At 73.0% G+C, this 25,435-nt stretch carries 30 protein-coding genes; 14 read left to right on the forward strand and 16 right to left on the reverse strand.

Features of this window, described 5'->3' with window-relative positions; translation table 11 throughout:
* The first annotated feature begins 419 nt into the window (after positions 1-419).
* The gene (locus tag ACPFP2_RS16695) at positions 420-1,613 is read left to right on the forward strand and encodes an endo-1,4-beta-xylanase (protein WP_424090087.1); all 1,194 of its coding nucleotides are present in this window, start codon (positions 420-422) and stop codon (positions 1,611-1,613) included.
* Between the two features lie 115 nt (positions 1,614-1,728).
* On the forward strand, positions 1,729-2,418 hold the full coding sequence (locus ACPFP2_RS16700) for a polysaccharide deacetylase family protein (protein ID WP_424090088.1): 690 nt from the start codon (positions 1,729-1,731) through the stop codon (positions 2,416-2,418).
* 10 nt (positions 2,419-2,428) lie between these two features.
* Here the strand turns inward: ACPFP2_RS16700 and ACPFP2_RS16705 are convergent, their stop codons facing one another.
* Positions 2,429-3,157, reverse strand: coding sequence for an SDR family NAD(P)-dependent oxidoreductase (locus ACPFP2_RS16705; protein ID WP_424090089.1), 729 nt, complete (start codon positions 3,155-3,157; stop codon positions 2,429-2,431).
* 355 nt (positions 3,158-3,512) lie between these two features.
* Between ACPFP2_RS16705 and ACPFP2_RS16710 the strand changes: the two genes are divergently transcribed.
* From ACPFP2_RS16710 to ACPFP2_RS16725, 4 genes are all read left to right on the forward strand, one after another.
* Positions 3,513-3,833 (forward strand): TraR/DksA family transcriptional regulator, encoded by a 321-nt coding sequence (locus ACPFP2_RS16710; protein ID WP_424090090.1) that lies wholly within the window; start codon positions 3,513-3,515, stop codon positions 3,831-3,833.
* Between the two features lie 57 nt (positions 3,834-3,890).
* Positions 3,891-4,724: a patatin-like phospholipase family protein gene (locus tag ACPFP2_RS16715; protein WP_424090091.1), complete on the forward strand. Its 834-nt coding sequence runs from the start codon at positions 3,891-3,893 to the stop codon at positions 4,722-4,724.
* 40 nt (positions 4,725-4,764) lie between these two features.
* The gene (locus tag ACPFP2_RS16720; RefSeq protein WP_424090092.1) at positions 4,765-5,229 is read left to right on the forward strand and encodes a peroxiredoxin; all 465 of its coding nucleotides are present in this window, start codon (positions 4,765-4,767) and stop codon (positions 5,227-5,229) included.
* A gap of 67 nt (positions 5,230-5,296) precedes the next feature.
* On the forward strand, positions 5,297-5,980 hold the full coding sequence (locus ACPFP2_RS16725; RefSeq protein ID WP_424090093.1) for a hypothetical protein: 684 nt from the start codon (positions 5,297-5,299) through the stop codon (positions 5,978-5,980).
* Between the two features lie 47 nt (positions 5,981-6,027).
* Here ACPFP2_RS16725 and ACPFP2_RS16730 read toward each other — a convergent pair whose 3' ends face one another.
* The 3 genes from ACPFP2_RS16730 to ACPFP2_RS16740 form a co-directional block, all read right to left on the reverse strand.
* On the reverse strand, positions 6,028-7,203 hold the full coding sequence (locus ACPFP2_RS16730) for a GNAT family N-acetyltransferase (protein ID WP_424090094.1): 1,176 nt from the start codon (positions 7,201-7,203) through the stop codon (positions 6,028-6,030).
* Positions 7,204-7,323: 120 nt separating this feature from the next.
* Positions 7,324-8,322, reverse strand: coding sequence for a cytochrome d ubiquinol oxidase subunit II (gene cydB / locus ACPFP2_RS16735; RefSeq protein ID WP_424090095.1), 999 nt, complete (start codon positions 8,320-8,322; stop codon positions 7,324-7,326).
* A gap of 14 nt (positions 8,323-8,336) precedes the next feature.
* Positions 8,337-9,752: a cytochrome ubiquinol oxidase subunit I gene (locus tag ACPFP2_RS16740; RefSeq protein WP_424090096.1), complete on the reverse strand. Its 1,416-nt coding sequence runs from the start codon at positions 9,750-9,752 to the stop codon at positions 8,337-8,339.
* A gap of 177 nt (positions 9,753-9,929) precedes the next feature.
* On the opposite strand from ACPFP2_RS16740, the gene ACPFP2_RS16745 reads away from it, so the two are divergent.
* Together ACPFP2_RS16745 and ACPFP2_RS16750 are read left to right on the forward strand one after the other, a co-directional pair.
* Positions 9,930-10,706, forward strand: a complete 777-nt coding sequence (locus ACPFP2_RS16745) for a lysophospholipid acyltransferase family protein (RefSeq protein ID WP_424090097.1) — start codon at positions 9,930-9,932, stop codon at positions 10,704-10,706.
* Positions 10,707-11,212: 506 nt separating this feature from the next.
* Entirely contained in the window at positions 11,213-12,064 is an 852-nt protein-coding gene (locus ACPFP2_RS16750; RefSeq protein ID WP_424090098.1) for a glycosyltransferase family 8 protein, read from the forward strand.
* Positions 12,065-12,123: 59 nt separating this feature from the next.
* Here ACPFP2_RS16750 and ACPFP2_RS16755 read toward each other — a convergent pair whose 3' ends face one another.
* Entirely contained in the window at positions 12,124-12,495 is a 372-nt protein-coding gene (locus ACPFP2_RS16755) for a DUF4180 domain-containing protein (RefSeq protein WP_424090099.1), read from the reverse strand.
* Positions 12,488-12,940, reverse strand: coding sequence for a helix-turn-helix domain-containing protein (locus tag ACPFP2_RS16760; protein WP_424090100.1), 453 nt, complete (start codon positions 12,938-12,940; stop codon positions 12,488-12,490). The genes ACPFP2_RS16755 and ACPFP2_RS16760 overlap by 8 nt, the downstream gene beginning before the upstream one ends.
* Before the next feature lie 111 nt (positions 12,941-13,051).
* Between ACPFP2_RS16760 and ACPFP2_RS16765 the strand changes: the two genes are divergently transcribed.
* From ACPFP2_RS16765 to ACPFP2_RS16775, 3 genes are read left to right on the forward strand one after another with little or no spacing between them, the layout of a single operon-like run.
* Positions 13,052-13,819 carry a glycerophosphodiester phosphodiesterase gene (locus ACPFP2_RS16765; RefSeq protein ID WP_424090101.1) on the forward strand — a complete coding sequence of 256 codons (768 nt, stop codon included), beginning with the start codon at positions 13,052-13,054 and terminating at the stop codon, positions 13,817-13,819.
* A 20-nt stretch (positions 13,820-13,839) separates the two neighbouring features.
* A complete protein-coding gene (locus ACPFP2_RS16770) occupies positions 13,840-15,231 on the forward strand; it encodes an MFS transporter (protein ID WP_424090102.1) in 1,392 nt (463 codons plus the stop codon).
* A 56-nt stretch (positions 15,232-15,287) separates the two neighbouring features.
* Entirely contained in the window at positions 15,288-16,004 is a 717-nt protein-coding gene (locus tag ACPFP2_RS16775; RefSeq protein WP_424090103.1) for a thymidine kinase, read from the forward strand.
* A gap of 213 nt (positions 16,005-16,217) precedes the next feature.
* Here the strand turns inward: ACPFP2_RS16775 and ACPFP2_RS16780 are convergent, their stop codons facing one another.
* The 4 genes from ACPFP2_RS16780 to ACPFP2_RS16795 all read right to left on the reverse strand — a co-directional run bounded on the left by ACPFP2_RS16780 (position 16,218) and on the right by ACPFP2_RS16795 (position 17,968).
* Positions 16,218-16,574, reverse strand: coding sequence for a nuclear transport factor 2 family protein (locus ACPFP2_RS16780; RefSeq protein ID WP_424090104.1), 357 nt, complete (start codon positions 16,572-16,574; stop codon positions 16,218-16,220).
* Between the two features lie 21 nt (positions 16,575-16,595).
* On the reverse strand, positions 16,596-17,030 hold the full coding sequence (locus ACPFP2_RS16785; RefSeq protein ID WP_424090105.1) for an SRPBCC family protein: 435 nt from the start codon (positions 17,028-17,030) through the stop codon (positions 16,596-16,598).
* Entirely contained in the window at positions 17,027-17,371 is a 345-nt protein-coding gene (locus tag ACPFP2_RS16790) for an ArsR/SmtB family transcription factor (protein WP_424090106.1), read from the reverse strand. The genes ACPFP2_RS16785 and ACPFP2_RS16790 overlap by 4 nt, the downstream gene beginning before the upstream one ends.
* 138 nt (positions 17,372-17,509) lie before the next feature.
* Complete coding sequence (locus ACPFP2_RS16795; RefSeq protein WP_424090107.1) at positions 17,510-17,968, reverse strand: hypothetical protein; 459 nt, start codon at positions 17,966-17,968, stop codon at positions 17,510-17,512.
* Positions 17,969-18,077: 109 nt separating this feature from the next.
* Between ACPFP2_RS16795 and ACPFP2_RS16800 the strand changes: the two genes are divergently transcribed.
* Positions 18,078-19,784, forward strand: coding sequence for an acyl-CoA dehydrogenase family protein (locus ACPFP2_RS16800; protein ID WP_424090108.1), 1,707 nt, complete (start codon positions 18,078-18,080; stop codon positions 19,782-19,784).
* Positions 19,785-19,838: 54 nt separating this feature from the next.
* On the forward strand, positions 19,839-20,207 hold the full coding sequence (locus ACPFP2_RS16805; protein WP_424090109.1) for a VOC family protein: 369 nt from the start codon (positions 19,839-19,841) through the stop codon (positions 20,205-20,207).
* A 182-nt stretch (positions 20,208-20,389) separates the two neighbouring features.
* On the opposite strand, the gene ACPFP2_RS16810 is transcribed toward ACPFP2_RS16805, so the two are convergent.
* Entirely contained in the window at positions 20,390-21,040 is a 651-nt protein-coding gene (locus ACPFP2_RS16810) for a TetR/AcrR family transcriptional regulator (RefSeq protein WP_424090110.1), read from the reverse strand.
* Between the two features lie 43 nt (positions 21,041-21,083).
* Complete coding sequence (locus ACPFP2_RS16815) at positions 21,084-22,082, reverse strand: tyrosine-type recombinase/integrase (protein ID WP_424090111.1); 999 nt, start codon at positions 22,080-22,082, stop codon at positions 21,084-21,086.
* 82 nt (positions 22,083-22,164) lie between these two features.
* Between ACPFP2_RS16815 and ACPFP2_RS16820 the strand changes: the two genes are divergently transcribed.
* Positions 22,165-23,187 (forward strand): helix-turn-helix transcriptional regulator, encoded by a 1,023-nt coding sequence (locus ACPFP2_RS16820; protein ID WP_424090112.1) that lies wholly within the window; start codon positions 22,165-22,167, stop codon positions 23,185-23,187.
* Here the strand turns inward: ACPFP2_RS16820 and ACPFP2_RS16825 are convergent.
* The 4 genes from ACPFP2_RS16825 to ACPFP2_RS16840 form a co-directional block, all read right to left on the reverse strand.
* On the reverse strand, positions 23,177-23,602 hold the full coding sequence (locus tag ACPFP2_RS16825; protein WP_424090113.1) for an Hsp20/alpha crystallin family protein: 426 nt from the start codon (positions 23,600-23,602) through the stop codon (positions 23,177-23,179). The two genes, ACPFP2_RS16820 and ACPFP2_RS16825, sit on opposite strands and share 11 nt — an antisense overlap.
* 247 nt (positions 23,603-23,849) lie before the next feature.
* Positions 23,850-24,263: a DUF6069 family protein gene (locus tag ACPFP2_RS16830; protein WP_424090114.1), complete on the reverse strand. Its 414-nt coding sequence runs from the start codon at positions 24,261-24,263 to the stop codon at positions 23,850-23,852.
* Positions 24,264-24,338: 75 nt separating this feature from the next.
* Complete coding sequence (locus tag ACPFP2_RS16835; protein WP_424090115.1) at positions 24,339-24,809, reverse strand: MarR family winged helix-turn-helix transcriptional regulator; 471 nt, start codon at positions 24,807-24,809, stop codon at positions 24,339-24,341.
* 52 nt (positions 24,810-24,861) lie between these two features.
* Positions 24,862-25,380: a DUF2087 domain-containing protein gene (locus ACPFP2_RS16840; protein ID WP_424090116.1), complete on the reverse strand. Its 519-nt coding sequence runs from the start codon at positions 25,378-25,380 to the stop codon at positions 24,862-24,864.
* Positions 25,381-25,435: the final 55 nt, after the last annotated feature.

Consider the following 25,435-nt stretch of genomic DNA (forward strand, 5'->3'; position numbering starts at 1 on the left):
GGTCCATGCGACCCCGGGCCCACGGTCCGAGCGCCGCTGGCAGCCCCGCGCTCTTCACGGCGTCGCGTCGACGGACCCCCCGGTGCGCGGCACAACGGCATCCGAGCACCCTCACCCGCCCCGGATGCCGTTCCGAAACTTCCGGACTCCGCAGAACCTGGCGACCGCCGCCCAGGTGGGGTGCTGATCAGTGGCACCCAGGAACTTCCGGAAATCTTTGTGGTTGACCGGCCGGGATCTCCGCTCCTAACGTTTCGGTCAAGTTACGGAAGTCGATCCGGAACTATCGGCGGCGTTCGCGGCCGCACCCGCCGTGGACGTACGCCTGACATTCCCCGCGCACGGCACCGCCCGCGGCGTCGTGGAGTCCCCTACCTCTCCCGGACGTCGCGCGGCGGTCCACTCCGGAAGGACACGAGATGAAGCTGAGACGGTGGACAGCCGTCGCCGCGGTCGCCGTCGCGACCGCCGCGATGCTGAACACGTTGCCGGCCACGGCCGGCCGCCCGTACGACCCGACCGCGCAGAGCCTCGGCGCGCTCGGGCAGCGCCACGGCCTGCACATCGGCACCGCGGTCGACATGGACGCCCTCGCCGATACGGCCGACCCGCGCTACCGCGAGCTCGCCGCCTCAGAGTTCTCGTCGGTGACCGCCGAGAACGTGATGAAGTGGGAGAGCCTGGAGCCCACCCGGGGCAGCTACGACTGGGGTCCGGCCGACGCGTTCGTCGACTTCGCCCGGCGCAACGACCAGCGGGTCCGTGGGCACGTCCTGGTCTGGCACAACCAGTTGCCCGGCTGGTTGACCAGTGGCGTGGCCGACGGCTCGATCAGCCGTGAGCAGTTGCGCGAGCTGCTGCGCAACCACATCACCGCCGTGGTGAGCCGGTACCGGGGCAGGATCTGGCAGTGGGACGTGGTCAACGAGGCTGTGAGTGACCCCTGGGACACTCCGTCCACGTTGCACTACAAGGGTTTCTGGGCCCAGCACCTCGGGCCCGGGTACATCGCCGACGCGTTCCGCTGGGCCCGCGCCGCCGACCCGAAGGCCCTGCTGTTCTACAACGACTACAACATCGAGGCGTTCGGCTCGGGCGATCCGGCCAACGACAAGACGCAGTTCGTGTACGACATGGCCAAGCGGCTGCTGGCCGAGGGCGTGCCGATCGACGGCGTCGGCAGTCAGGGGCATCTCGGCACCCAGTACGGCAACTTCGACACCTTCCAGGTCGCCGCCGCGTTGAAGCGGTTCTCGGCGCTCGGCCTGGCCACGGCCTTCACGGAGGTCGACGTGCGCAGCCGGCTCACCGAGGGCGTGCAGGCCGGTGACTCCGAGGAGATCAACCCGCGGTTGCAGGCGTCCGCGTCGAACTTCAGTGTGCTGCTCAAGGCGTGTCTGGCCGATCGGCACTGCCTGTCGTACACGGTGTGGGGTTTCAGCGACCGGCATTCCTGGGTGCCGGGCTGGTTCGACGACCCGCCGGAGGGTCTGGCCACCCTCTACGACGAGCAGTACCAGCCGAAGCGGGCGTACCAGGAGGTGAAGGCGGATCTGATCTTCGCCGGTCCGCCGTACGTCCTCCCCCGCGCCACGCACCGTCCGCGCCGCTAGGTGATCGCCCCGGGCCGGGTGGCAGCCCGGCCCGGGGGTGCCACCCGGTCGTGCGGCCGGTGTCCTGTCATCCCGGGGCGGGATCGGGCCCGTCCCCCGTTCGGAAGGTCCGCCGATGTCCTCCACCGCTCCACCGCGTGGTCCGCGTCGCCGTGCCGGCACGGCGACGGCGAAGGTCCGGGTCGTCGACACGGTGCCCGGGCGGGGCAAGCGGGTCAGTCTGACCTTCGACGACGGTCCGGACCCGGTGCACACGCCCCGGCTGCTCGACGTGCTGGGCGCCCACGCGGTGCCGGCGGTGTTCTTCGTCAACGGTGAGCAGGTCGATCGGCATCCCGAGGTGGTGCGGCGCATCGTCGGGGCCGGGCACGTGCTGGGCAACCACTCGACGCGTCACGACGACATGGCGCGGTGGCCGCCCGAGCGGGTCGAGGCGGATCTGCGCGAGACGCACGCGGCGATCGTGCGGGCCGTGCCGGATGCCGCGGTCCCCTGGTTCCGTGCCCCCTACGGCGCGTGGGGTGGTACGCCGGTGGTGGCGGCGGGGCTGGGCATGACGTCGGTGGGTTGGCGTCTGGCGGTGACCGACTGGGAGCCGCCCGGGGTGGACGAGCTGGTGCGGCGGTTGTGCGACGGGGTGAGGCCGGGTGCGGTGGTGCTGCTGCACGACGGGGGTGGTGATCGGGGTCAGACGGTCGAGGCGGTGGCGCGGGTGGTGCCGCTGTTGCGGGCCCGGCGCTGGCGGTTCGTGTTGCCGGACGGTGGCGCGGGTCGGGTGGGTCGGGGGTCGGTGTTGACGGGGTGAGGGTGGTGGGTCAGAGGCCGCCGGCGACGCGCAGGACCGCGCCGGTGGTGTAGGAGGCGTCGGGGCTGAGCAGCCAGGCGACGGCTGCGGCGACCTCGTCGGGTTCGCCGGCGCGGCCGAGGGGGACGCGGCCGGCGGCGGATTCGGCGCGGTCCGGCACGCCGGAGAGGGTGTGGATGTCGGTGCGGATGATGCCGGGGGCGACGGCGTTGACGCGGATGCCGTGTGGGGCGAGTTCCTTGGCCAGGCCGACGGTGAGGGTGTCGGTGGCGGCTTTGACGGCGGCGTAGTGGATGTACTCGCCCGGGCTGCCGAGGGTGGCGGCGGCGGAGGAGATGTTGACGATGGCGCTGCCGCGGGTGAGGCGGCGGGCGGCCTGTTGGGCGCAGAGGACGTAGCCGATGAGGTTGACGTCGACGACGTGGCGCAGGTCGTCGGCGCGCAGGTCGGTGAAGGGGCCGATGGGGCTGGTGACGCCGGCGTTGTTGACCAGCGCGGTGACGGGGCCGAGGTCGGCGGCGGCGTCGAAGAGGTTGGTGATCTGGTCGGGGTCGGTGGTGTCGGCGGGTACGGCGAGGGCGTGTCGGCCGTGGGCGCGGATGTCGGCCACGACCTGTGCGGCGGCGTGGTGGTCACGGCGGTAGCCGATGGCGACGTGGTGGCCTTCGGTGGCGAGGCGGCGGGCGGTGGCGGCGCCGATGCCGCGGCTGCCGCCGGTGATGACGGTGACCGGATTCAATGGACCTCTCCCCTGCCCCGGTGGACGCGGGTGACCTTACCGTGGCGGGCCGGCGCAGGATCGTGGTTGGTTTCCGGTGGGCTCGGGCCTATGGTGTCCGGCATGGGTCCGGTCGGCCAGGCGGTGGTGTGCGCCGTCGTCACCTCGGTGGCGGCGGGCTCTGCCGTGCGTGGCCGGGTGGCCGGGCGGTCGGGTGCGCGGGTGGCCGGTGGCCGGGGCGCGGTGCGGGTGTGGGGTGGGCAGCCCCGTCCGGTGCCGGCGGGTCGGGGCCCGCCGGTGGCGTTCGTCTTCCACGATCAGCCACCCAGGGCGGAGCTTACGAGCTTCGGCCCTTTTTCTTTTTCAGGAGACGATGATGGGCACTGATGTCGATGTCGCCGACGACCGTTGGTTGCGTGGTGTGCGGGCGGCGCTGACGGCGCAGTTCGAGGAGCAGACGGCGCGGTTGACGCAGTTGACCGCGGACACCGGGGACCCGGGTGAGGTGGACACGCACGCGGCGCTGGTGGCGGCGACCCGGCGTGGTCTGGAGCAGGTCACCGGGGCGTTGACGCGGCTGGCCGAGGGGCGGTACGGGGTGTGTGAGGGGTGTGCCGCGCCGATGCCGCGGGAGCGGTTGGAGGTCCTGCCGCACGCGCGGTTCTGCGTACCGTGTCAGAGCCGGCGGGGTCGTTGAGGTGAGGCGGGGGCGTCGGTGTCGGCGTCCCCGCCGTCGTCGTGGTGGAGGTGGCGGGTGGAGCGGGCTCTGGTGCTCGGTGGTGGCGGGGTGACCGGGGTGGCCTGGGAGTGGGGGTTGCTGGCGGGGTTGGCGCGCCGCGGTGTGGAGTTGGCCGGGGCGGATGTGGTGGTGGGGACCTCGGCGGGGTCGGTGGTGGGGGCGCAGTGGTGTGCGGGGCGGCCGGTGGCGCAGGCGTACGAGGCGCAGTTGGCGCCGCCGGACGGTGAGGTGCCGGCGCGGTTTTCGGTGGCGGCGGTGGCGCGTCTGGTGTGGGCGGGTGGGCGTACCCGGGACGCGGTGCGGGCGCGGGCGCGGATCGGGGCGATGGCGTTGGCGGCGCGTACCGGGTCGGAGGCGGCGCGGCGGGCGGTGATCGAGGCGCGGTTGCCGGTGCGGCAGTGGCCGCGGCGGCGGTTGCTGGTGACGGCGGTGGACGCGGTGTCGGGTGAGTTCGTGGTGTTCGACGCGGCCAGTGGGGTGTCGTTGGTGGATGCGGTGGGGGCGAGTTGCGCGGTGCCGGGGGTGTGGCCGCCGGTGACGATCGGGGGTCGCCGGTTCGTCGACGGTGGGGTGCGTTCGGTGGTGAACGCGGACCTGGCGGTGGGGGCGCGGCGGGTGGTGGTGTTGGCGCCGACGAGGGCGGGGTTCGGGCCGATGCCGCGGTTGTCGGCGCAGGTGGCGGCGTTGCGGGCGGCGGGGGCGCGGGTGGTGGTGGTGTCGCCGGACCGGGCGGCGCGGGCGGCGATCGGGCGTGATGTGCTGGATCCGGCGCGGCGGGCGGCGGCGGCGCGGGCGGGGTTGGCGCAGGCGGCGGTGGTGGCCGATGAGGTGGCGGCGGTGTGGGGGTGACCTAGGCTCTCGGCGTCGGTGGGTGGCGAGGTGGAGGTGTGTGGTGGGTGGTGTCGGCGTCGGTGACGTGGTCGATGATTTCGAGTTGCCGGACGAGACGGGTACGCCGCGACGGTTGTCGGAGTTCCTGGCGGCCGGTCCGGTGGTGTTGTTCTTCTATCCGGCGGCGATGACGCGTGGATGCACGGCGGAGAGCTGTCATTTTCGGGATCTGGCGGCGGAGTTCGCGGCGGTGGGTGCGCAGCGGGTGGGGATCAGCCGGGATGCGGTGCAGCGGCAGGCGGAGTTCTCGCGGCGGCACGGGTTCGACTATCCGCTGTTGTCGGATGTCGACGGGCGGGTGGCGGGGGCGTTCGGGGTGCGGCGGCGGTTGCCGTTGGGGCCGTTGAGCACGCGGCGGATGACGTTCGTGATCGGTCGGGATCGGCGGGTGCTCGCGGTGATCCACAGTGAGCTGGACATGAACGGTCACGCGGATCAGGCGTTGCGGGCGCTCGGGGGTTGATCTTTTCTCTGTCGGTGCCGGCTGGTATCAAGGTCGGAATCAAACACGTGTACGGAAGAGGGCTGTGATGGCGGGCCAGGGTTTGTCCGATGACGAGGTGCGAGGCATCCGGGAGGCGTTGGCGGCGGGTCGCAGGCCCAAGGTGGTGTTCACGGCGGCGGCGGGGCAGGTCGCCGGGCAGGTGGGTCAGGTGGTGGAGCTGACCGATCCGGCGGTGTCCGACGAGTTCGTGGTGGTGCGGTTCGGTCGCGACGAGTTGCCGTTCTCCCCCGGTGACGTGGCGATGGCGCCGAAGGGCGCCGGGCGCCGGGTGGCGGAGCCGAAGCCGGAGCCGCCGGTCGAGCAGCCGGTGGCGGAGCCGGAGTTCGTGTTGGACACGCCGCGGGTGCCGGCGCCGAGGCGGGAGGAGCCGAGGGTGGAGCAGCAGGTGGAGGCGAAGCCGGCGGCCCGGCGGGCGGTGAAGGCGGCCCGGCCGAAGAGCCCGGCGGGTCTGACGGTGACGCTGGCCTACGCCGAGGGTGAGTGGACGGTGGCGGCGCAGCAGGGCGCGAAGGCGCTGGCGAAGCCGTACGTGGTGAAGCCGGCGGAGGCGTTGCGGATGGTGGCGCTGGTGGACGTGCCGGGGGTGCAGGAGGCGGTGGAGCAGATCCTGGCCGCGGAGCGGGCGGAGGCGGAGCAGCAGGCGGAGAAGCTGCGCGCGGAGCTGGCCGAGATCGAGGCGCGGCTGGCGGAGTTGCGCGACGCCCGCTGATCGTCGGCGCGTGCCGTGGCGTGGGGCCGCCACGGCACGCGGGCCGGTCAGAAGTAGTCGTGCAGGTGGGCCGGTCCCCCGGCGGTGAGCAGGTCCAGGGCGTGTGGTGCGACGCCGGCGCGGTGGTGCAGCAGGCCGGCCTGGGCGGCAGCGGACGCGGTGGTGGCGCCGGTGTAGAGCAGGGCGAAGCCGCGCACGCTCAGGTGCAGGTCGGCGTCGGTGTCGGTGCGGCGCAGGTCGGCGGCGCCGTCGGCGATGTCGAGTCGCCAGGTGCCGGTGTTCCAGTCGGCGAGCGGGTCGTCGAGGGTGAAGGTGACGGTGCCGCGTACGTGTGGTGGCCAGCCGCGGTCGCGGATGGCGCGGGTGACGTCGACGGGGCGGTGCATCCAGGTGTCCTGGTCGTGTTCGCGGGTGCTCTCCAGGGGCAGCGCGGCGGCGAGTGCGTCGCCGGGCAGCAGGGTCAGGCGCAGGGTGGGGGCGACGCTGTGCCAGCTGGCGAGGACTGCGACGAGTTCCCGGGCGGCGTCGGCGGTGGTGGCCATGATGTCGTCGACGGTGAGGACGCTGTCGTGGCCGTAGCCGCGGCCGCGGTTCCAGCCGGCGTAGCCGACGAGGCGTCCGTTGTCCTCGACGAGGGTGAGCCCGTCGTAGGGCAGTTGGTCGGTGTCGTGGAGGGGGCCGCGTCGGGTGAGCATGCCGCAGCGGTGCCGGGCGGCCTGTTCGTAGAGGTCGGCGACGGCGGTGAGGTCGGCGGGGCCGCCGGCGCGGACGCTCAGGTGGGCGGCGGGCCGGTGTCGGGGCAGCGTGGAGGTGGGTAGGGCGACGGTGCGCAGGGTACCGGCGATCTCCCAGCCGCAGGCGCGGTAGGGGGCGCTGACGGTGGGGAACAGCGCGCTGACGGCGGCGCCGCGGTCGTGGGCTTCGCGCAGCAGGGTGTGCAGCAGGGCGCGGGCGACGCCCCGGCCGCGGGCCTCGGGGGCGACGGCGACCCCGGCGACGTCGGCGGCGGCGACCGGGCGGCCGTTCCACCACTGGTCGTGGTGCAGGTCGACGGCTTTGCCGAGCAGCCGTCCGGTGTCGTCGAAGGCGCCGTAGCGGGTCAGGCCGGCTCGGGTGGCGGTGGCGGCCGGTGGGGGTTGCGGGTCGGAGCCGAAGGCGAGCCGGCCGAGTTGCCAGGCGTCGGTGAGTTCGGCGTCGGTGAGTTCGCGGACGGTGACGGGCATCGGGCCACGATAGTGCGCCGGCCGGGGCGGGCGCGGCGGGTTTTGTTCCGGGTGGGGACGTGCCGCGGGGCCGGTGCGACCCCCCCGCCCCCGCCCCCCGCCCCCCACCCCCACCAGTCTTCAATGTTTTGGGATGTTTCCTACCCCGATCCGCTTGCGGAACACCCAGTAGGTCCAGCCCTGGTAGGCCAGCACGATCGGGGTGAACACCACCGCCACCCAGGTCATGATCTTCAGGGTGTAGGGGGTGGAGGCGGCGTTGGTGGCGGTCAGTGTGCCGGCCGGGTCGAGGGTCGAGGGCAGCACGTTGGGGAACAGCGCCGCGAACAGGGTCGCCACGGCCAGGGCGATGGCCACGGCGGTGCCGGTGAACGCCCAGCCCTCGCGGCGGGCCCGGGCGGCGGCGAGGCCGCCGAGCAGGGCCAGCGCCGCGCCGACGGCGAGGACCACGGCGGCGGCGCTGGAGCGGATGTTCAGCGTCCAGGTCAGGAACGCCACCGCGGCGACCGCGGTGCCCAGGCCGAGTTTGACGGCGAGGGCGCCGGCGCGGTCGCGGACCTCGCCGGTGGTCTTCAGGGCGATGAACACCGCGCCGTGGGTGAGGAACAGCGCCGCGGTGGTCACGCCGCCGAGCAGGGCGTACGGGTGCAGCAGGTCGAGCAGGCCGCCGACGTACTCGTGGTCGGCGTCCAGGGGTACACCGCGCAGGATGTTGGCGAAGGCGACGCCCCACAGGATCGCCGGCAGCAGCGAGCCCCAGAAGATGGCCGCGTCCCAGCGGCGTTTCCAGGACGCCTCGGGGCGCTTGTGCCGGTATTCGAAGGCGACGCCGCGGGCGATCAGGGCGAGCAGGATCAGCAGCAGCGGCAGGTAGAAGCCGGAGAAGAGGGTGGCGTACCACTCGGGGAAGGCGGCGAACATGGCGCCGCCGGCGGTGATGAGCCAGACCTCGTTGCCGTCCCAGACCGGTCCGATGGTGTTGATCAGGACGCGGCGTTCCCGGTCGTCGCGGCCGAGGACGGGCAGCAGCATGCCGACGCCGAAGTCGAAGCCTTCGAGGATGAAGTAGCCGGTGAAGAGCACGGCGACGAGGAGAAACCAGATGGTGGTCAGTTCCACGATGGGCTCCGGGATCAGTAGGCGAAGGCGAGCGGGCGCTCGGCGTCGTCGTCGGTGTCGTCGGGTTCGGGGGCGGGGGTGAGGTCGGGTACGCCGGCCTTGGCGTAGCGGACCAGCAGTTTGAACTCGATGACGGCGAGGGCGGCGTAGATGAGGGTGAAGGCGGTGAAGGAGGTGAGGACCTCGGCCAGGGAGACGCTGCGGGACACGCCGTCGCGGGTGAGCATCTCGCCGAAGACGATCCAGGGCTGGCGGCCCATCTCGGTGAAGATCCAGCCGAAGGAGTTGGCCAGCAGTGGCAGTACGGGCAGGATCAGGCCGGCGCGCAGCAGCCAGCGGCTGGTGGGGGTGCGGCCCTTGCGCTGGGCCCAGAGGACGAGCAGGGCGATCGCGGCGGCGGCGAGCCCGAAGCCGATCATGAAGCGGAAGCTCCAGTAGGTGACCGGGATGATCGGGGTGTAGCTGCCGGCGCCGTACTGGCTGGCGTACTGGGCCTGCAGGTCGTTGATGCCCTGGACGGTGCCGTCGGGGTCGCCGGTGCCCAGGTACGACAGCAGGTACGGGATCTTGAGGGCGAAGATCTCGCGGCTGCCGTCGAGGCTGCCGATGGTGAGCACGGAGAACGAGGCGGGGCTCTCGGTGGTGTAGAGGCCTTCGGCGGCGGCCATCTTCATCGGCTGCACCTGGGTCATGATCTTGCCTTGGATGTCGCCGGTGATGAGCACCAGCGCGGTGGAGACCATGACCACCCAGGCGCCGAACGTGGTGGCGAAGCGGTAGGCGCTCGTGTCGGCGCTGTCGCGGTTGCGCATGACGTGCCAGAGGCCGACGGTGACGACCAGTGAGCCGGCGACCAGGAACGAGCCGGCCAGGGTGTGCGGGAAGGTGATCAGCGCGACCTTGTTGGTGAGCACGGCGACGAAGTCGGTCAGTTCGGCCCGCCCGGTCTCCGGGTTGATGGTGTAGCCGACGGGGTTCTGCATGAAGGAGTTCGCGGCGAGGATGAAGTAGGCGCTGAGGTTGGTGCCGATCGCGGCGGCCCAGATGCTGGCCAGGTGCAGCCGTTTGGGCAGCCGGTCCCAGCCGAAGATCCACAGGCCGATGAAGGTCGACTCCAGGAAGAACGCGACCAGGGCCTCGATGGCCAGGGGGGCGCCGAAGATGTCGCCGACGAAGCGGGAGTAGTCGCTCCAGTTCATGCCGAACTGGAACTCCTGCACGATGCCGGTGACCACGCCCATCGCGAAGTTGATCAGGAAGAGTTTGCCGTAGAACTTGGTGAGTTTGAGGTACCGCTCGTTGCCGGTGCGGTGCCACAGGGTCTGCAGGATCGCCACCAGGACCGACAGGCCGATGGTCAGTGGCACGAAAAGGAAGTGGTAGACGGTGGTGACACCGAACTGCCAGCGGGCGACGTCCAACGCGTCCACCGGTAACCCCCCAGATGTTCATACTACGAGACGTAGTAGATACTACTGCGCGTCGTAGAAAGATGGGCAGGGTCGGGGGGCCCGAGCCGACCCGGGACCAATGACCCTGATCACCTCTGCCGCTGGACCCGGTGTCGGCCCCACCGGCTTGCCCCGGCATGCGACCATCCACCCCTGATGGAGACCCTGACCGCCCCGTGGCGACCGCCGCTGCTCTGGCGGGCCGCCCAGGCCCTCGCCCGCGCCGCCGTCGCCCTGCTCGCCCGGCTGGAGGTCACCGGCGACGTGCCGGCGCACCTGCGTGACGGGCCGCTGATCCTGGCCGCCAACCACATCAGCCCGTTCGACCCGATCGTCCTCGGCGCCGCCTGCCGCGCCCGGGGCGTCGCGCCCCGCTTCATGGCCACCGGCGGACTGTTCCGCGCCCCCGTCCTCGGCGCGCTGATGCGCCACGCCGGGCACCTGCGCGTCGACCGGGGCACCGCCGCCGTGCACCGGGCCCTCGACGACGCCGCCGCGGCCGTCGCCGCCGGCTCGGTCGTGCTCGTCTACCCGGAGGGGCGCATCGGGCTGGACCCGGGCATGTGGCCCGAACGCGGCAAGACCGGCGCCGCCCGACTCGCCCTGGCCTGCGGCGCCCCGATCATCCCGGTCGCCCAGTGGGGCTCGCACGAGGTGCTCCCCTACCGGGCGCCCCAGGGGCTGCTGCGCGGCGTCGCCCGGTCGCTGCTGCGCCGGCCCGTGATCCGGGTGCGCTTCGGCGACCCGATCGACCTGTACGACCTGGCCCACGGCACGCCCGGGGCCGCCCGGCAGGGCACCGACCGGATCATCGACGCGATCACCGACACGCTCGCGCCGCTGCGCCCCGACGAGCCCGAGCGGCCCCGGCACGTCGACCCCGGCCGTCCGGTGGACACCAGCCGCTCGCACCGCCGCCGACCGGGCGGCTGAAGCCGGCCACGTGCGTGGCGAGGTGCCGCGTGCCGCGCCGGCACCGGCTGCTGCTCGTACGCCGCGTGGGGGGCCATGGTAGTGCTGGGCGCCGGCCTTGGTCACCACGGTGGGTGCCCCCGCGCCTGGGCAGGCCGCCCAGCGCTGCTGCTCAACCAGCGCGGCGGCCGGCTCTTCGACACCGACCGTGAAGCCGCTATCAACAGCATCCTCACCGACCGCTGACCAGCGGATCCGCCGCCCTACGGCACGTTTCCGCGTATTCCGGTCGGCCCTGGGTGAGCCTGGCCGCTGCGGTGCGTGATCCCGCGTCACCGCAGTGGTGCAGCACGCCCCCGGGTAGGCGCCCCTTGGCAGGGCCGGGCGCCGCCCATGAGCGAACGGGTGGCGGCGCGACGGCTGGGATCAACCACCCCGGGCGACCGCCACGCCCGATGGGAGCGACCCCTATCCGGTCGGCGCCGCGTTGTCGTCCCGGGGCGCAACGCCGTAAATTGACTTTCATCGTGCTCCGAGTCGAGGTGGTAGTCCTGGACTTCGCGCTGGCCTTCGACGCCACCTACGCCCCCCACGCGGCAGTCGTGATGTCCACCGTGGCCGCGCAGACGCCGGGGCCGCTGCGCTTCTGGCTGGTCGCCGGTGGCGATGTCGCCGAGCGGACCCGCGTCGGCCTGGCCCGGGCGGCCGGACCGGAGGCCACGGTCTGCTTCCTGACGGTGGACCCGCCACGGATCCGCCTGCCCGTCTCCCGCAACCCCAGTCTGAGCTACCTCTCCCCCGCGATGTACCTGCGGCTGCTGATCCCCCCGGCGCTGCCACCCGAGGTGGACCGACTGCTCTACCTCGACTCCGACGTGCTCTGCACCGGCTCGCTGGCGCAACTGCGCGACGTCGACCTGGCCGGCACCCCGGTCGGCGCGGTACGCGACGCGTTCACCCGCCGGCTCATCGACGCCGGCGGCCTACCCGGCATCTACCATTCCCGTGACCTCGACGCCCAGGCCCCGTACTTCAACTCCGGCGTGCTGCTCATCGACGTGCCGCGGTGGAAGGAACTCGACATCACCGGCAAGGCCCTCGACTACGTCGCCCGCCACGCCCACGAGTCGCGCTTCCCGGACCAGGACGCCCTCAACTACGCCGTGTACGGCAACTGGACCCGGCTGTCCAAACGCTGGAACCACATGATGGCGTGGCGGCTCGACCCGGGTATCGGCGGGAACCTCACGGACGCGGCCATCCTCCACTTCGCCGGTCCGGTCAAGCCCTGGCAGCCCAGCTTCCCGATGGGCGCGCACCGGCAGCTGTACTGGAGCCACCGCCGTCGCACCGACCCGGCCGGCATCCGGCGGAGGTGACCCCGCCTCGGTCGGGCAGTCGGCACCGGCCCGGGCCGACACGTCGGCGACCGCCGCGCTCAGCGGGGCACGGCGGCCAGCCGGGCGTCGAGCGCGTCGAGGTCCGCCACGAACCACACGTGGTCGGCCCGGTTCGACTCGTGCACCAGCGCCCGCAGCGCCGCACTGGCCGCGAGGTGGGCGGAGATGTCCCCGACCACGGCCAGACGCAGCCGGTAGTTGACGAACTTCTGCATGACCTCACCGGCGAAGCGGGTGCCGAGGGAGAAGAAGTCGGCGTCCAACCGGCTCGCGGGCAGGGCCACCACCTGCGCGCCGAGGAAGGCCGCGCCGATCAGGTCCAGCGCGTCGGCCGTGGTGGCCACCTTCGGGCCGGCCGGGTCGCACACCAGCACCGCGACCCCGGCCCGCTCCTGCACGACGTCAGCCACCGTGGGTCTCCCCCGCGAGCAGGCCGTTGCCGTCGGTGAGCACGGCGTCGAGCAGGTGCAGCACCTCCGCGGTGGCGTACGCGTCACCGATCAACACGATCTTCATGCGCTGTCGCTCCTCGTCGTAGACGGTCTGGACCCGCAGCGGCCTCGATCCGTCGCGGTGGGTGTTGACGCCGGCCAGCACGAGGGTGGCCAGCCGGTCGGCCGCCGCCCGGTCGACGCCGTCGAGCTGCGCGATGCTGGAGACCTCCAGCGTGGTGCGCGGGCCCGGCGTCGGCTGCTCCCGGCCGAGCAGCGCGTCGAGGTCGGCCGGAGCGATCCGGTACTGCTTGCCGATGCGCACCGCGCGCAGCCGACCCGAGCGGATGTAGCCGCGCACCGTGCGCACGTGCAGGTCGAGCAGGTCGGCCACCTGCTCGACCGAATACATATCATTACCCATAGGGCTTCTATTGAGCCACAACAGGGAGCGATAGGGAAGTTGATTGTAGGGCCGTTCGGTGCGTACCGGCCCGTCACCCGGCGGCCACCCGCGGCAGGCATACTGCCTCGCGTGCCGACCCGCTCCGGTTACCTCGACGCCCCCGGGCCGCTGGCCTTCGCCCACCGCGGCGGCGCCGCCGACGGTGACGAGAACACCGCCGAGGCGTTCGCCCGGGCGGTCGGGCTCGGCTACCGGTACGTCGAGACCGACGTGCACGCCACCGCCGACGGGGTGGCCGTCGTCTTCCACGACGCCACGCTGCACCGGGTCACCGGCACGCCGGGGCGCATCGCCGAGCTGCGCTGGGCCGACCTGGCCTCGGTGCGTGTCGGCGGCGCGGCGGTCGTACCCCGGCTCGACGAGGTCCTGACCGCCTGGCCGCAGGTCCGGTTCAACATCGACGTCAAGGCCGACGACGGCGTCGCGCCCACGGTGGCCACGGTGACCCGGGCCGGCGCGGGCGAACGGGTGCTGCTGGCGTCGTTCAGCGACGCCCGGCTGGTCCGGTTGCGGGCGCTGACCCAGGGCCGGGTGGCGACCAGCCTGGGCATGCGCGGGGTGGCCCGGCTGCGGCTGGCCTCGCTGCACGGATGGCGGCTGCGGCTGCCGGAGTCGGTGGTCGCCGCCCAGGTCCCGCCCCGCTACGGCCGGGTGCCGGTGGTGGACCGCCGGTTCCTCGCCTACTGCCACCGACTCGGGTTGCAGGTGCACGTCTGGACGATCGACGAACCCGCCCAGATGCACGACTTACTTGATCTTGGGGTGGATGGCATCATGACCGATCACGTCGGCGTGCTGCGCGACGTCTACCGCAGCCGCGGCCACTGGGCCGCCTGAACCCCCGGCAAAGGACCACGATGGCCGAGACCGTCACCCCTGCGGTGGACAACCCGCCACCGGCGAGCACCCGCCGCGAACGCACCGGCTGGTACGTCTACGACTGGGCCAACTCGGCCTTCCAGACCACCGTCATCACCGTCTTCCTCGGCCCCTTCCTCACCACCGTCGCCGAACTGGCCGCCGGCTGCGCGATCGACGCCGACAGCTGCGACGGGCACGTGTACCCGCTCGGCATCAAGGTCGCCGCCGGCTCCTACTACCCGTACCTGATCTCCTTGTCGGTGTTCCTCACCGTCTTCGTGCTGCCCGTCGTCGGAGCCGTCGCCGACCGGTCGCTGCACAAGAAGCGGCTGCTGGCCGCCGCCGCGTTCACCGGCGCCGGCGCGACCATCGGCTTCCTCTTCGTCACCGGCGAGCGGTACCTGCTCGGCGGCGCGCTGTTCCTGGTGGCCAACATCGCCTTCGGCGCGGCGGTGGTCGTCTACAACTCGTTCCTGCCGCAGCTCGGCGGCCCCGACGAACGCGACGCGATCTCCAGCCGCGGCTGGGCCATCGGCTACCTCGGCGGCGGCCTGCTGCTGGCGTTGAACCTGGTCGCCGTCACGGTGCTCAGCGAGGACGGCAACCCGCAACGCACCCTGGACCTGGCCCGCTGGTCCATCGTGTCGGCCGGCGTGTGGTGGGCGGCGTTCACCCTGGTGCCGCTGCGCTGGCTGCGCGAGCACCCCACCGCCGAGGCGCTGCGCGGCGGCGGCGGCAACGTGCTCACCGACGGGTTCCGCCAACTCGGCCGCACCCTGCGCGAGATCAAGGCGTACCCGCTGACGCTGTTCTTCCTGCTCGCCTTCCTGGTCTACAACGACGGCATCCAGACCGTCATCACCCTGGCCAGCCAGTACGGCACCGAGGAGCTGCGGCTCGAGCAGGACACCCTGATCGTGACGATCCTGCTGGTGCAGTTCCTCGCCTTCGGCGGCGCGCTCACCCTCGGCGCGCTCGCCCGGCGCATCGGCGCCTGGAAGACGGTGCTGCTGTCCCTGGTGCTGTGGACCGCGGTGATCGTCGGCGCGTTCCGGCTGCCCGCCGAGGCGCCCCTGCCGTTCATGCTGCTCGGCGGCGCGATCGGCCTGGTCCTCGGCGGCAGCCAGGCGCTGAGCCGGTCGCTGTTCAGCCAGCTCATCCCCGCCGGCAAGGAGGGCGAGTACTACGGCTTCTACGAGATCAGCGACAAGGGCACCAGCTGGCTCGGGCCACTCGCCTTCGGTCTGGTGTTCCAGCTCACCTCCTCCTACCGGGTGGGCCTGGTCTCACTGCTGATCTTCTTCGTGGTCGGCTTCGCGTTGCTCGCCGCCGTGCCGATCCGGCGTGCCATCGTCGCTGCCGGCAACACCCCGCCGCGCGTGCTGTAGGGCGGCGGCGTGCGCCGGCCCGATCGGGGCGCCTCGATCGACTAGGCTGCCCCGACGTGACCGACGACGCCGCTGCCACCCCGAACTGCCTGGCCCGCCCGCTCCCGGGCCCGGACGAGAGCTTCACCGGCTGCGCCGCCGCCCGCGGCGTCGACGGACGACCGCTGCACGCCGCCGCGCTGAAGTTCTTCTGGGGGCCGATGGACTGCGGCAAGTCCACGATGGCGCTGCAGATGAACTACAACCACGCCCGGCAGGGCCGGCGCGGCCTGGTCACCACCCGCATCGACCGGTCCCTGGGCCCCCAGGTGACCAGCCGCATCGGCCTGGCCCACTCCGCCGTCGAGGTCACCGACGCCCTGGACCTGCGCACCCTGGTCCGCGACACCTGGGCCGAGGGGGTACGCGTCGACTACCTGATCTGCGACGAGGCGTCCTTCTACAACGTCGAGCACGTCGAGCAGATGGCCGAACTGGTCGACAGCTACGACGTCGACGTGTACGCCTTCGGCCTGGCCACCGACTTCCGCTCCTGCCTCTTCCCCGCCGCCCAGCGGCTGTTCGAGCTGGCCGACGAGGTGGCCCGCATCCAGATCGAGGTGCTCTGCTGGTGCGGCCGGGAAGGGCTGCTCAACGCCCGGGTCGTCGGCGGGCGGGTGGTCCGCGAGGGCGCGCAGGTCGTCATCGGCGACACCGTGCAGACCGCGGAGGTCCGCTACCAGGTGCTGTGCCGGCGGCACTACCGCTCCGGGGACCTCGGCCCGCGCGCCTGAACGGTCATCGGGACGCCCTCGCGCACTTCGGCCGGATCCTCAAGACGCTGCGCGTCCTGTCATGCGTCGATGCCGGGTCCTGCCGGAGGCGTATCACGTGGGTATGCCCACATCGGCGTACCCGGACACCACACCTTCACCGCACCTGATCTCGGCGCGGTCCGACGGCTGCTGCATGATCCGTCGCCGCGACCGAGGAACGGGCCTGTCGGATCAAGGCAGGGGGACGACGTAGGAGTCGACGCGGGCGATGAGCCCGTCGCGGAATGTGAAGAGATCGTTGAAGGCGAAGCGGAAGGGGCCGTGCTCGACGCTGACGCCGCGGCCCTCCCCGGTTGTGACGACGACCGGGCCGTCCTCATGGACCCGATGGACATCGAGGTCGGGGCTGCCGGTGAAGGCCGGATTCTCGATCTCTTCGTTGAACTCCGTCTTGCCGTGGGTGCTCCGGTGGCCGTGGATGACCCATTCCACGTCGTCGGTGAGAGTCGCGAGGATTCGTGGGTGATCACTGGTCCGGAACCCGGCGAAGTACTCCTCGACCAGGGCGCGTTGAGTGGTTGCTGCCATGGTGTTCTCCGTCCTCGTGTGTCAGTGCTGCAGGTGCGCGGCGAGGGCGTCGAGGATCGACGCGAGCCCGTCGGCTGCTTGGATCGTCTGGAGTTCAGGGGGAAGTTTGCGTTGGTGGATCGTCAGGTTCGTGCCCTCGGCGTCGGGATGAATGGTCACGGTCGTACGGAGTCCGGTGCCAGGTTCGTCGAACACGAGCTCGTGCGGAGCGGTGACGCTCACGTACACGAAGCGCAGCCGCCGGGTAGTACCGCTCGACGCACGGGTGTCGAGGGCGAACTCTCCTCCGGGTCTCAAGTCGACGGTCACTGACTCGGGCGGTACCGTGGCGTGGGAGCCGCCCCAGAACGCCGCGATGCTCGCCGGCGTCGTGAAAGCGGTCCAGACCCGTTCGGGGTCGACCGAAAGGCGGCGTCGGGCGATCAGTTCGTCGCCGTCGAGTTCGGCCTGGCTCATCGTGCCCTCCCGTCAGTCAGGTGCTGTTCGAGGGCGTTGAGCCGGTCATCCCACGCCCGGCGCTGGTCTTCGATCCACGTGCTCAACACCGAGAGCTGGTCGATCTTCAGCCGGCAGGGCCGTCTGGTGCCCTCACGCCGCTGCTCGACCAGGCCACAGCGTCGCAAGACACCGATGTGGTGAGAGATCGCCTGTTGGGTCAGGTCGAACGGTTCGGCGAGTTCTCCGACCGTCGCATCGCTACGGGCGAGGCGATTCACCAAGGCGCGGCGGACCGGATCGCCGAGAGCGGCGAAGGCGGCGTCGAGGTCTGTGCCTGGAGCTGCGAGTGAGGCAGACATGACCTCCACCCTAATCCAAACGCGCGTTTTTACAAGTAGCTGTTTGTAGAGGAGTGTCCTGGGTGCCAGCTACCTGCTGGTGCGCCGACTCACCACCGGCCGTCCGACGCAGGGCGCGGCCCTGCGACAGGTGCGAGCTCAGTACGGGTCCCCGCACACCCGCCAGCCGCCGTCCTCCTTCACCACCGGCACCGTCCGCTGCTCGGCGGCCCCGCCGTCCCGGGTCAGCCGCACGGTCACCTCCCCCACCGGACGGCCGCCCTTGGTGCGCACCGACACGTCGAGGATCTCGTGTCCGCCGACCATCGGCGGGGTCCGCACCCAGCCGGTGAAACCGACCTCGCTCCACTTGCCCCGCGCCGGCGCGCAGAGCCGGTCGTAGGCCCGCTCCACCTCACCGGCGGAGACCTCCTGGAAGAACCCGTCGACGGTCTCCCGGACCGGGCCGCTGGCCCCGGTGACCACCTGTACGTTCCACAGGCCCAACCCGGCCACGCCGGCCACGCACAGCAGCATCGCCGAGGCGCCCAGCACCAGACCGGTGCGCACCGGCCGGCGGGGCCGCGCCGGCCGGGTCCACCCCTGCTCACCGCCCATCACCATCGACCGTATGCGCCCCGGCGGGGCCCGCGCAGGAACATCGCCCCCTGTCGCGCCGGCGCGCCGATCGTCTACCGTCGGCGCACACCTGGATGAGGAGCGACGGATGAGCCGCTACGTGCAGCCGGTACCGACCCCCGACGACCCGTACACCGGCGACGCGCTGCTGCGGTCCTGGCTGGAGCGGCACCTCGGCCCGGCCGGGCACGCCGCCGCCAAGGGCCGCCTGGCCGACCTGGCCGCCGACGTGACCGGCCCGCTGCGCGCCGCGCACGCCGACGCCGAGGCACACCCACCCACCCTGGTCCGCTACGACGGGTGGGGCGCCCGGGTCGACCGGATCGACACCTCCGCCGGCTGGCAGACGCAGCGGGCCGCCGCCGCCCGGCACGCCGTGGTCGCGCTGCCGTACCTGGAGTCCGCGCGCGGCACGTTCGGCGCCGCCGCCCGGATCGTCCAGCACGCCCTGCTGCACCTGTACGCCCCGGAGTCGGCGACCTTCTCCTGCCCGGTGGCCATGGCCGACGGCGCGGCGGCGCTGCTGAGCCTGCCCGGGGTCGATCCGGGGGTACGCGGGGACTGGCTGCCCCGGCTGCTCTCCACCGACCCGGACACCGCCGTGGTCAGCGGGCAGTGGATGACCGAGTCGCAGGGCGGCTCGGACCTGTCCCGCTCCACCACCACCGGCCGGCCCGCCGCCGACGGGTCGTGGCGGTTGACCGGCGAGAAGTGGTTCTGCTCGGCAGCCGACGCGCCGATCGCCGTGGCGCTGGCACGACCCGAGGGCGCCGGCCGGGGCAGCCGGGTGCTCGCGCCGTACCTGGTGCCCCGCTACGCCGCCGACTCACCCCTGGCCGGCGCCAGTACCCCGCCGGACGCGCCCGCGCCGGGCGTCACCGTGCACCGTCTCAAGGACAAGCTCGGCACCCGGGCCCTGCCCACCGCCGAGATCGGGTTGCGCGACGCGTACGCGCTGCCGCTGGGCGACCCGGCGGTGCCCGGCCTGGCCCGGGCGATGACCCTGGTCGTGGTGACCCGGGTGCACAACGCCTCGGCCGCCGCCAGCGGCATGCGGCGTGGTCTGGCCTACGCCCGGGCGTACGCGCAGGCCCGGCACGTCGCCGGTGGGCCGCTGGTGGACAACCCGCTGCACCGGGCCACCCTGGGCACGCTCGCCGTCGACGCGGCCGGCGCGTTCGCCCTGGCCGGACACGCGTTCGCGCTGCTCGGACGGGTGGAGGTCGGCGCCGACCCGGACGCCGCGGCCGAACTGCGGGTGGTCGCGCCGCTGGCCAAGCTCGCCACCGGCCGGCTCGCCGTCTCCTCCGCCGCCGAGTACGTGGAGGCCTTCGGCGGCGCCGGCTACGTGGAGGACACCGGGGTGCCCCGGCTGCTGCGCGACGCGCAGGTGCTGCCGATCTGGGAGGGCACCACCAACGTGCTGGCCGTGGACGTGCTGCGCGCGGTGGCCCGCGAGGACGCCGGCGACCCGCTGCTGCGCCGCCTCGACGCCGCCACCGACCTGGCCCGCCCGCTGTCACCGGCGCTGGCCGACACCCTCGCCACGGTCACCGCCGGGCTGCGCGACGCCCTCGCCGGGGTCGTCGCCGACCCGCGGGCCGTCGCCGTGGTGGCCGGCGCCCGGGGCCTGGCGCTGCGGATGGCGTACGCGCTGGCCACGGCGCTGCTGGTGGAGCACGCCGCCTGGGGTGACGAGCAGGCCGAGTTGGCCGCCCGGCTGTGGGCGCGGCGGTGGCTGCGCCACGAGGACGTCAGCGCCGACGCCCACCAGCACCTGGACCTGCTCTGCTGACGTCCGGCCCGTACCTGCCAGGAGATGTCAGGTACGTCCGGCAGGCTGCCGGTCATGACAGTCACCGCCGACCTCGCCATGGTCAACCTGGACAGCTCCGACCCGGCCGCGCACGCCGCGTTCTACCACCGGGTGCTCGGCTGGGAGATCACCCACAGCGAATCCCAGTACGCCATGATCACCAGCCCGGCCGGGATGTCGGTCGGGTTCGGTCTCATCGACGGGTACGCGCCGCCGACCTGGCCCGACGACGCCAAGCGCTACCACCTCGACCTGTACGTCGACGACCTCGACGCGGCCGAGAAGGAGTTCGTGGCCGCCGGCGCGACCCGGCCGGACTTCCAACCCGGCGACGGGCGCTGGGTGGTGCTGCGCGACCCGATCGGGCAGCCGTTCTGCATCTGCCCCCGCCCTCGCGGCTGACCGGGGCCCGCCCGGGCGGTCGACATCCGGTGGATGACCGCCCGGGCGGGGCTGCCGCACATCGACGCGACGACCTCGGTCCCTGCGTGCCGTCGCGGCCGGTCAGCGCCCGAGGCCCGGGCGGGTGACCGGCGAACGCCCAGCGGCCCGTGGGGCGAGGGCGGGGACGATGGTGTCCACGCTCATCGGGTGGCCTGCGGGGCGAGGACGCCGTGCAGGAACACCTGGACCAGTTCGGCCGGCGAGGGTGGCTCGGCGCCGAGCGGTCCGCGTGGCGGCAGCAGGGCCAGGAACAGCTCCGCGACCCGCTCGACGGGCAGGCGGAACCGGTCGGCGTCGGGGGCCAGCAGCGCCACGACGGCCGACCGTACGGCCTGCGCCGGCTCGGCGTGACCCCTGTCGCGGCCCTGCTGCGCCGGCATGGCCGGGGCGGTGTCCCTGGGGCGGTCGTCGGTGGACGGTGTGCCCGGGCGGCCGGGCGTGTACAGGGCGCCCAGCACCGTGCCGACCCGGTCCAGGTGCGCCCGCACCGCGGTGGCGGCGTCGGTGAGCCGGTCGGCGAGGCGCTGCTGCGGGCAGATGGCCGCCAACTGCTCCAGCAACGGCCCGGGGTGCAGCACCTCGCTCGCGCAGGCGTCCAGCAGGGCCTGCTTGTCGGCGAAGGCGCGAAAGACCGTCGCCTCGCCGATGCCGGCGGCCCGGGCGACCTGGGCGGTGGTCAGCCTCGGGCCGTGCGCGGCCAGCAGCGGCAGTGCGGTGTGGACGATCATGGCGCGGCGCCGGTCGGCGCTCATGCCCGGCGCGCGCCGGCGTGGTTCCCCGTGTGTGGTCATGCCCGCAAGAATCGAAGTGAGTGCTTACTCCGTCAACGGCTTTTCAGCCGCGCCGCCGCGCCCGGGCCGCCCAGATGACGTACGCCGGGTCACGGTCGAGGTTGTGCCGGTCCCGGTCGTAGCGGCGGGTGGTACGCGGGTCGGCGTGCCCCATCGCGTCCTGCACGTCCTCCAACGGCACCCCCTCCGCGCGGGCGGTGGTGGCGAAGGCGTGCCGCAGCGAGTGCGGCGACAGCTTCGCCGCCGCCGGGATGCCGGCCGTGCGGGCCAGGCGGCGGACCAGCCGGAACACCGAGTGCCGGTCCAGGCGCGCCCCGGTCGTCGTGACCAGCAGCGGACCGCTGAGCTGCGCGACGGGCACGCCCTGCGCGGCGGCCCGCGCCGACAGGTACGCGTCCAGCGCGTGCGCGGTGCCGGGGGTGAGCGCCCGGCGGCGCGGCTTGCCGCCCTTGCCGACGAACCGCACGCTGCGGTGCCCCCGTTCCGCGCCCAGGTCGGCGAGGTCCAGCGAGACCAGTTCCCCGACGCGCAGGCCGAGGTCGGCCAGCAGGGCGATCGCGGCGCGGTTGCGCGCGGCGGTCGGGCCGGTGTCCGCCTCGGCGGCGGCCAGCAGGGCGTCCACCTCCTCCGGCGTGAGCCCGACGGTGGCCGAGTGGTCCCGGTCGACGCGCGGCCGGTCCGCCCCGGCGACCGGATTGGCCTCGACCGCCCGCAGCTTGACGAGGAACTCGTACCAGCTGGACAGGGCGGAGAGCTTGCGGGCGACGGTGGCCGGGGTCAACGGGCGCCCCGACCGTGCGCCCAGCGTGGCTTCCAACTGCCGGGCGTAGGCGTTGACGTCGAGGAAGTTGGCCCGCAACGGGTCCAGCTCCCGGCCGGCGCACCAGGCCAGCCAGCCGGCGATGTCGCGCCGGTAGGCGTCGCGGGTGTGCTCCGACAGCCGCCGGTTGCGCAGCCACGCCTCGGTGAAGTCGGCCGGCGCTGTCCGCAGGGCGGGCCGGGCCGAGGTGCGGGGCAGGACCGGGACGTCGGGACGCAGCATGTGAAAAAGGCTCTCAGCCCTGGCGGGGAATCACCACGAGGCGCGCGGGACAGGATTCGGCACCCCGGGTTACCGTCGTGCGGTGCGCGCCGGCCGGCTGGTATCCCTGCTGCTGCTCCTGCAGGCCAGGGGGCGGATGACCGCCCAGGAACTCGCCGACGAACTGGAGGTCTCGGTCCGTACCGTCTACCGGGACGTCGAGTCGCTCGGCGCCGCCGGCGTCCCGGTGTACGCCGACCGGGGTCCGGCCGGCGGCTACCGGCTGCTCGGCGGGTACCGGACCCGGCTGACCGGGATGACCTCCGGGGAGGCTGCCGCGCTGTTCCTGGCCGGGATGCCCGGCCCCGCGGCCGAGCTGGGACTCGGCGCGGTGCTCACCGCGGCCGAGCTGAAGCTGCGCGCCGCGCTGCCGGCGGACCTCGCCGCAGAGGGCGACCGGATCCGGCAGCGGTTCCACCTCGACGCGCCGGGCTGGTTCCGCGACCCGGAGCCGACCCCGCATCTGAGCGCGCTGGCCGACGCGGTCTGGTCCGAACGCCTGGTCGAGGTGCGCTACCAGCGGTGGAAGCGGCCCCGGGAGGTGACCCGGGTGCTGGCCCCGCTGGGCGTGGTGCTCAAGGCCGGACGGTGGTACCTGGTGGCGCGGGCCGACGGCGGGATCCGCACCTACCGGGTGGCGGCGGTGCTGGCGCTGACCGTTCTCGACGAGAGCTTCACCCGCCCCGCCGACTTCGACCTGGCCGCCTTCTGGCAGGACTGGGCCGACCGGTACGAGCGCGGCGTCTACCGCGACGAGGCGCGCATCCGGGTCACCGTGGCCGCGTTGGAGTTCATGGCGTACGTCTTCCCGCCCGCGATGAGCCGGGCGGCGCGGGCGGCGGCCGGCGAGCCGGACGCCGACGGCTGGGTACGCACCACGGTGCCGATCGAGTCGGTGCGGCACGGGCACACCGAGCTGCTCAAGCTCGGCGCGCAGGTGGAGGTGCTCGCCCCGACAGAGCTGCGGGAGATGGTGGCGGCCACCGCCCACGCGATGGCCGTCCTGTATCCGCCGGCGGCGGGAGCGCCGTGGGCTCCCGCCGCCGGTCCGCACGTCACGCGGTGAGCTGCCGGTGCCCGTTGCCGTTGGCGGTGACGGTGACCCGGCGCGGCTTGGCGCGCTCGGCGATCGGGATGCGCAGCGTCAGCACCCCGTTGTCGTACCCGGCCTCGAGGCGGTCGGTGTCGAGGGTGTCGCCGAGGAAGAGCTGCCGGCTGAAGGTGCCCATCGGGCGCTCGGCGGCGACCAGTTCGACCTTGTCGCCGGTGGGCCGGCGCCGCTCGGCACGGACGGTCAGCACGTTGCGCTCCACCGTGCAGTCGATGCTGTCCGGGTCCACGCCGGGCAGGTCGAACGCGGCGTAGAAGTGCTCGCCGTCGCGGTAGGCGTCCATGTGCATGAGCGCCGGTCGGGCGGTGGTGCCGAAGAACTGCTCGGCGAGCCGGTCGATCTCACGGAAGGGGTCGGTACGCATCAACATCGTCGTGCCTCCTCGGTTCCCTGGGCCGAAGGTCCATTCGGGTTGAGTCCGGGTGACTCAACTTCCTATTCGATATTTAGCGTGCGCCGGGCCGGACGTCAACTCGACGGCAGGAGCTTTTCGAACCAGGCTCACGGTCCTCCGGTGCCGTTCCGCATGCTCACCCCGTTGATCGTCACCGCCCGGTCAACGGGATTCCCGGGCACCGCGACGGACGTGGCCGACGGCGCCCGGGGCGGCGGTGGGCTCAGCGGGCACGCGTCGGCAGGAGCGCGATCAGCGGGGCCGCCACGGCCAGGTGGATGACGCTCAGGGCGACCTTCGCGCCCGTGCTCGCCTCGGTGGCGAGGACCGGGACGAACGAGAGCAGGGTCAGCGCCACGGCCAGGGTGGTCCAGATGACGGCGGCCCGGCGGCGGGTCAGGCGCTCGAGGACGACCAGCCCGAGCCAGCCGACCAGCGCCGACCCCAACGCGAAGATCAGCACGGGGACGAGGCCGACCACGAAGGCCGGTTGTCCGGGGTTCTCGACGGTGTAGTCGACCCCGGCCATGGCGCCGATCGCCCAGATCACGGCGGGGGCAAGGACGGCGGCGGCGACACCGAGGGCGCGGCGGCGCAGGGACGGGGTCGCGGTGGCGGGATGTGCGGTCACGGTCATGCCGGCTCCTCGGTCGGGCGGACGAACGTATACGACCGTACCAGATAGTCTTGACCCGAACTATCTCGACTTGAACTAGCAGCCCGGGCGACTGCCCGGGCCACACCCACCACCGGCCAGCCGGCCGGCCACCAGGCTGTTGATCGAGCGCAGGAACACCGCACGGTCCGCCTCGGGCAGTGTCGACAGCACGTCCTGCTGGAGCGCGGCGGCGATCTCCTGCGCCCGGTCGAGCACCTTCTCCCCCTCGACGGTCACCTCCACCAGGCGGGCCCGACGGTCGGTCGGCGACGGCCGACGGCGGACCAGGCCGGCGGCTTCGAGATGGTCGAGGGTGACCACCATGGTGGTCTTGTCGATGCCGCACAGCTCACCGATCTGGCGCTGGGTCAGACCGCCGGGGCGCGCCTTGAGCAACACGCAGTGCCCCCGCGGCGAGATGCCCAGCTCGGCCACACCCGCGCCGTGCTCCATCAGGAGTGCGTTGCTGGCCCACGCGAGCAGGAACATCAGGTCGGGGGTGCCACCGGGCGAGCTCGAGGTCATGCCCCGAGGCTAACAAGACCGTCCGGATCCGGATCGTCTCGCCGACGGACGATCAGGGGCCGATCCGCCAGTAGACGCCCTGCTCCCGGGCTAGCAGGCACTCGTCGACGAGGTGACGGCGCAGCGTGACATGGTCCGTGCCGCCCCCGTCGCACCAGCGCCGCAGCATCTCGTCGACCCGCCGCTCCGGGTAACGGACGCCCGGCTCGAACGACCCGGCCACGTGCGCGAGCAGCACCCGCCGCCGGCCCCGCTGCGCCGGCAGGCCGACCAGCACCCCGTCGCGCAGGAAGATGCGCAGCACCCGCTGCGCGGGATCCTCGCTCCGGCCCGGCGGCCCGGCGGTGCGTGCCGCCTCGCGCAGCAGGTCGACGTCGACCCGCAGCTCACCGCCGGTGTCGATGACCACGCCGGCGTCGGCGAGACGCCGTACCGCCGTCGCCACCTGCCGCGCGGGCAGCCCGGTGCGCGCGGCCACCGCCGCCATGTCGCCGCCGTCGAGCACGATCGCCGCGAAGACCCGCCGGCGTCCGTCGTCGGCGAGCGCACCCGCCAGAGCCTGCGCCGTCATGCCCGCCACCCTGCCAGCGGGGTACGGGCACCGCCACGTGTTTTCCGTCGGCCCC

Source organism: Micromonospora citrea, assembly GCF_049629545.1.
GTDB classification, from domain to species: domain Bacteria; phylum Actinomycetota; class Actinomycetes; order Mycobacteriales; family Micromonosporaceae; genus Micromonospora; species Micromonospora citrea_A.

Coding starts and splice junctions, on each gene's coding strand:
- ACPFP2_RS16770 (WP_424090102.1), top strand. CDS start 13,840: ATGGCCGAGACCGTCACCCCTGCGGTGGACAACCCGCCACCGGCGAGC.
- ACPFP2_RS16725 (WP_424090093.1), top strand. CDS start 5,297: ATGGCGGGCCAGGGTTTGTCCGATGACGAGGTGCGAGGCATCCGGGAG.
- ACPFP2_RS16785 (WP_424090105.1), bottom strand. CDS start 17,030: ATGAGCCAGGCCGAACTCGACGGCGACGAACTGATCGCCCGACGCCGC.
- ACPFP2_RS16815 (WP_424090111.1), bottom strand. CDS start 22,082: ATGCTGCGTCCCGACGTCCCGGTCCTGCCCCGCACCTCGGCCCGGCCC.
- ACPFP2_RS16760 (WP_424090100.1), bottom strand. CDS start 12,940: ATGGGTAATGATATGTATTCGGTCGAGCAGGTGGCCGACCTGCTCGAC.
- ACPFP2_RS16835 (WP_424090115.1), bottom strand. CDS start 24,809: ATGACCTCGAGCTCGCCCGGTGGCACCCCCGACCTGATGTTCCTGCTC.
- ACPFP2_RS16825 (WP_424090113.1), bottom strand. CDS start 23,602: ATGTTGATGCGTACCGACCCCTTCCGTGAGATCGACCGGCTCGCCGAG.
- ACPFP2_RS16730 (WP_424090094.1), bottom strand. CDS start 7,203: ATGCCCGTCACCGTCCGCGAACTCACCGACGCCGAACTCACCGACGCC.
- ACPFP2_RS16745 (WP_424090097.1), top strand. CDS start 9,930: ATGGAGACCCTGACCGCCCCGTGGCGACCGCCGCTGCTCTGGCGGGCC.
- ACPFP2_RS16830 (WP_424090114.1), bottom strand. CDS start 24,263: ATGACCGTGACCGCACATCCCGCCACCGCGACCCCGTCCCTGCGCCGC.
- ACPFP2_RS16710 (WP_424090090.1), top strand. CDS start 3,513: ATGGGCACTGATGTCGATGTCGCCGACGACCGTTGGTTGCGTGGTGTG.
- ACPFP2_RS16810 (WP_424090110.1), bottom strand. CDS start 21,040: ATGACCACACACGGGGAACCACGCCGGCGCGCGCCGGGCATGAGCGCC.
- ACPFP2_RS16695 (WP_424090087.1), top strand. CDS start 420: ATGAAGCTGAGACGGTGGACAGCCGTCGCCGCGGTCGCCGTCGCGACC.
- ACPFP2_RS16780 (WP_424090104.1), bottom strand. CDS start 16,574: ATGGCAGCAACCACTCAACGCGCCCTGGTCGAGGAGTACTTCGCCGGG.
- ACPFP2_RS16790 (WP_424090106.1), bottom strand. CDS start 17,371: ATGTCTGCCTCACTCGCAGCTCCAGGCACAGACCTCGACGCCGCCTTC.
- ACPFP2_RS16800 (WP_424090108.1), top strand. CDS start 18,078: ATGAGCCGCTACGTGCAGCCGGTACCGACCCCCGACGACCCGTACACC.
- ACPFP2_RS16795 (WP_424090107.1), bottom strand. CDS start 17,968: ATGGGCGGTGAGCAGGGGTGGACCCGGCCGGCGCGGCCCCGCCGGCCG.
- ACPFP2_RS16805 (WP_424090109.1), top strand. CDS start 19,839: ATGACAGTCACCGCCGACCTCGCCATGGTCAACCTGGACAGCTCCGAC.
- ACPFP2_RS16700 (WP_424090088.1), top strand. CDS start 1,729: ATGTCCTCCACCGCTCCACCGCGTGGTCCGCGTCGCCGTGCCGGCACG.
- ACPFP2_RS16840 (WP_424090116.1), bottom strand. CDS start 25,380: ATGACGGCGCAGGCTCTGGCGGGTGCGCTCGCCGACGACGGACGCCGG.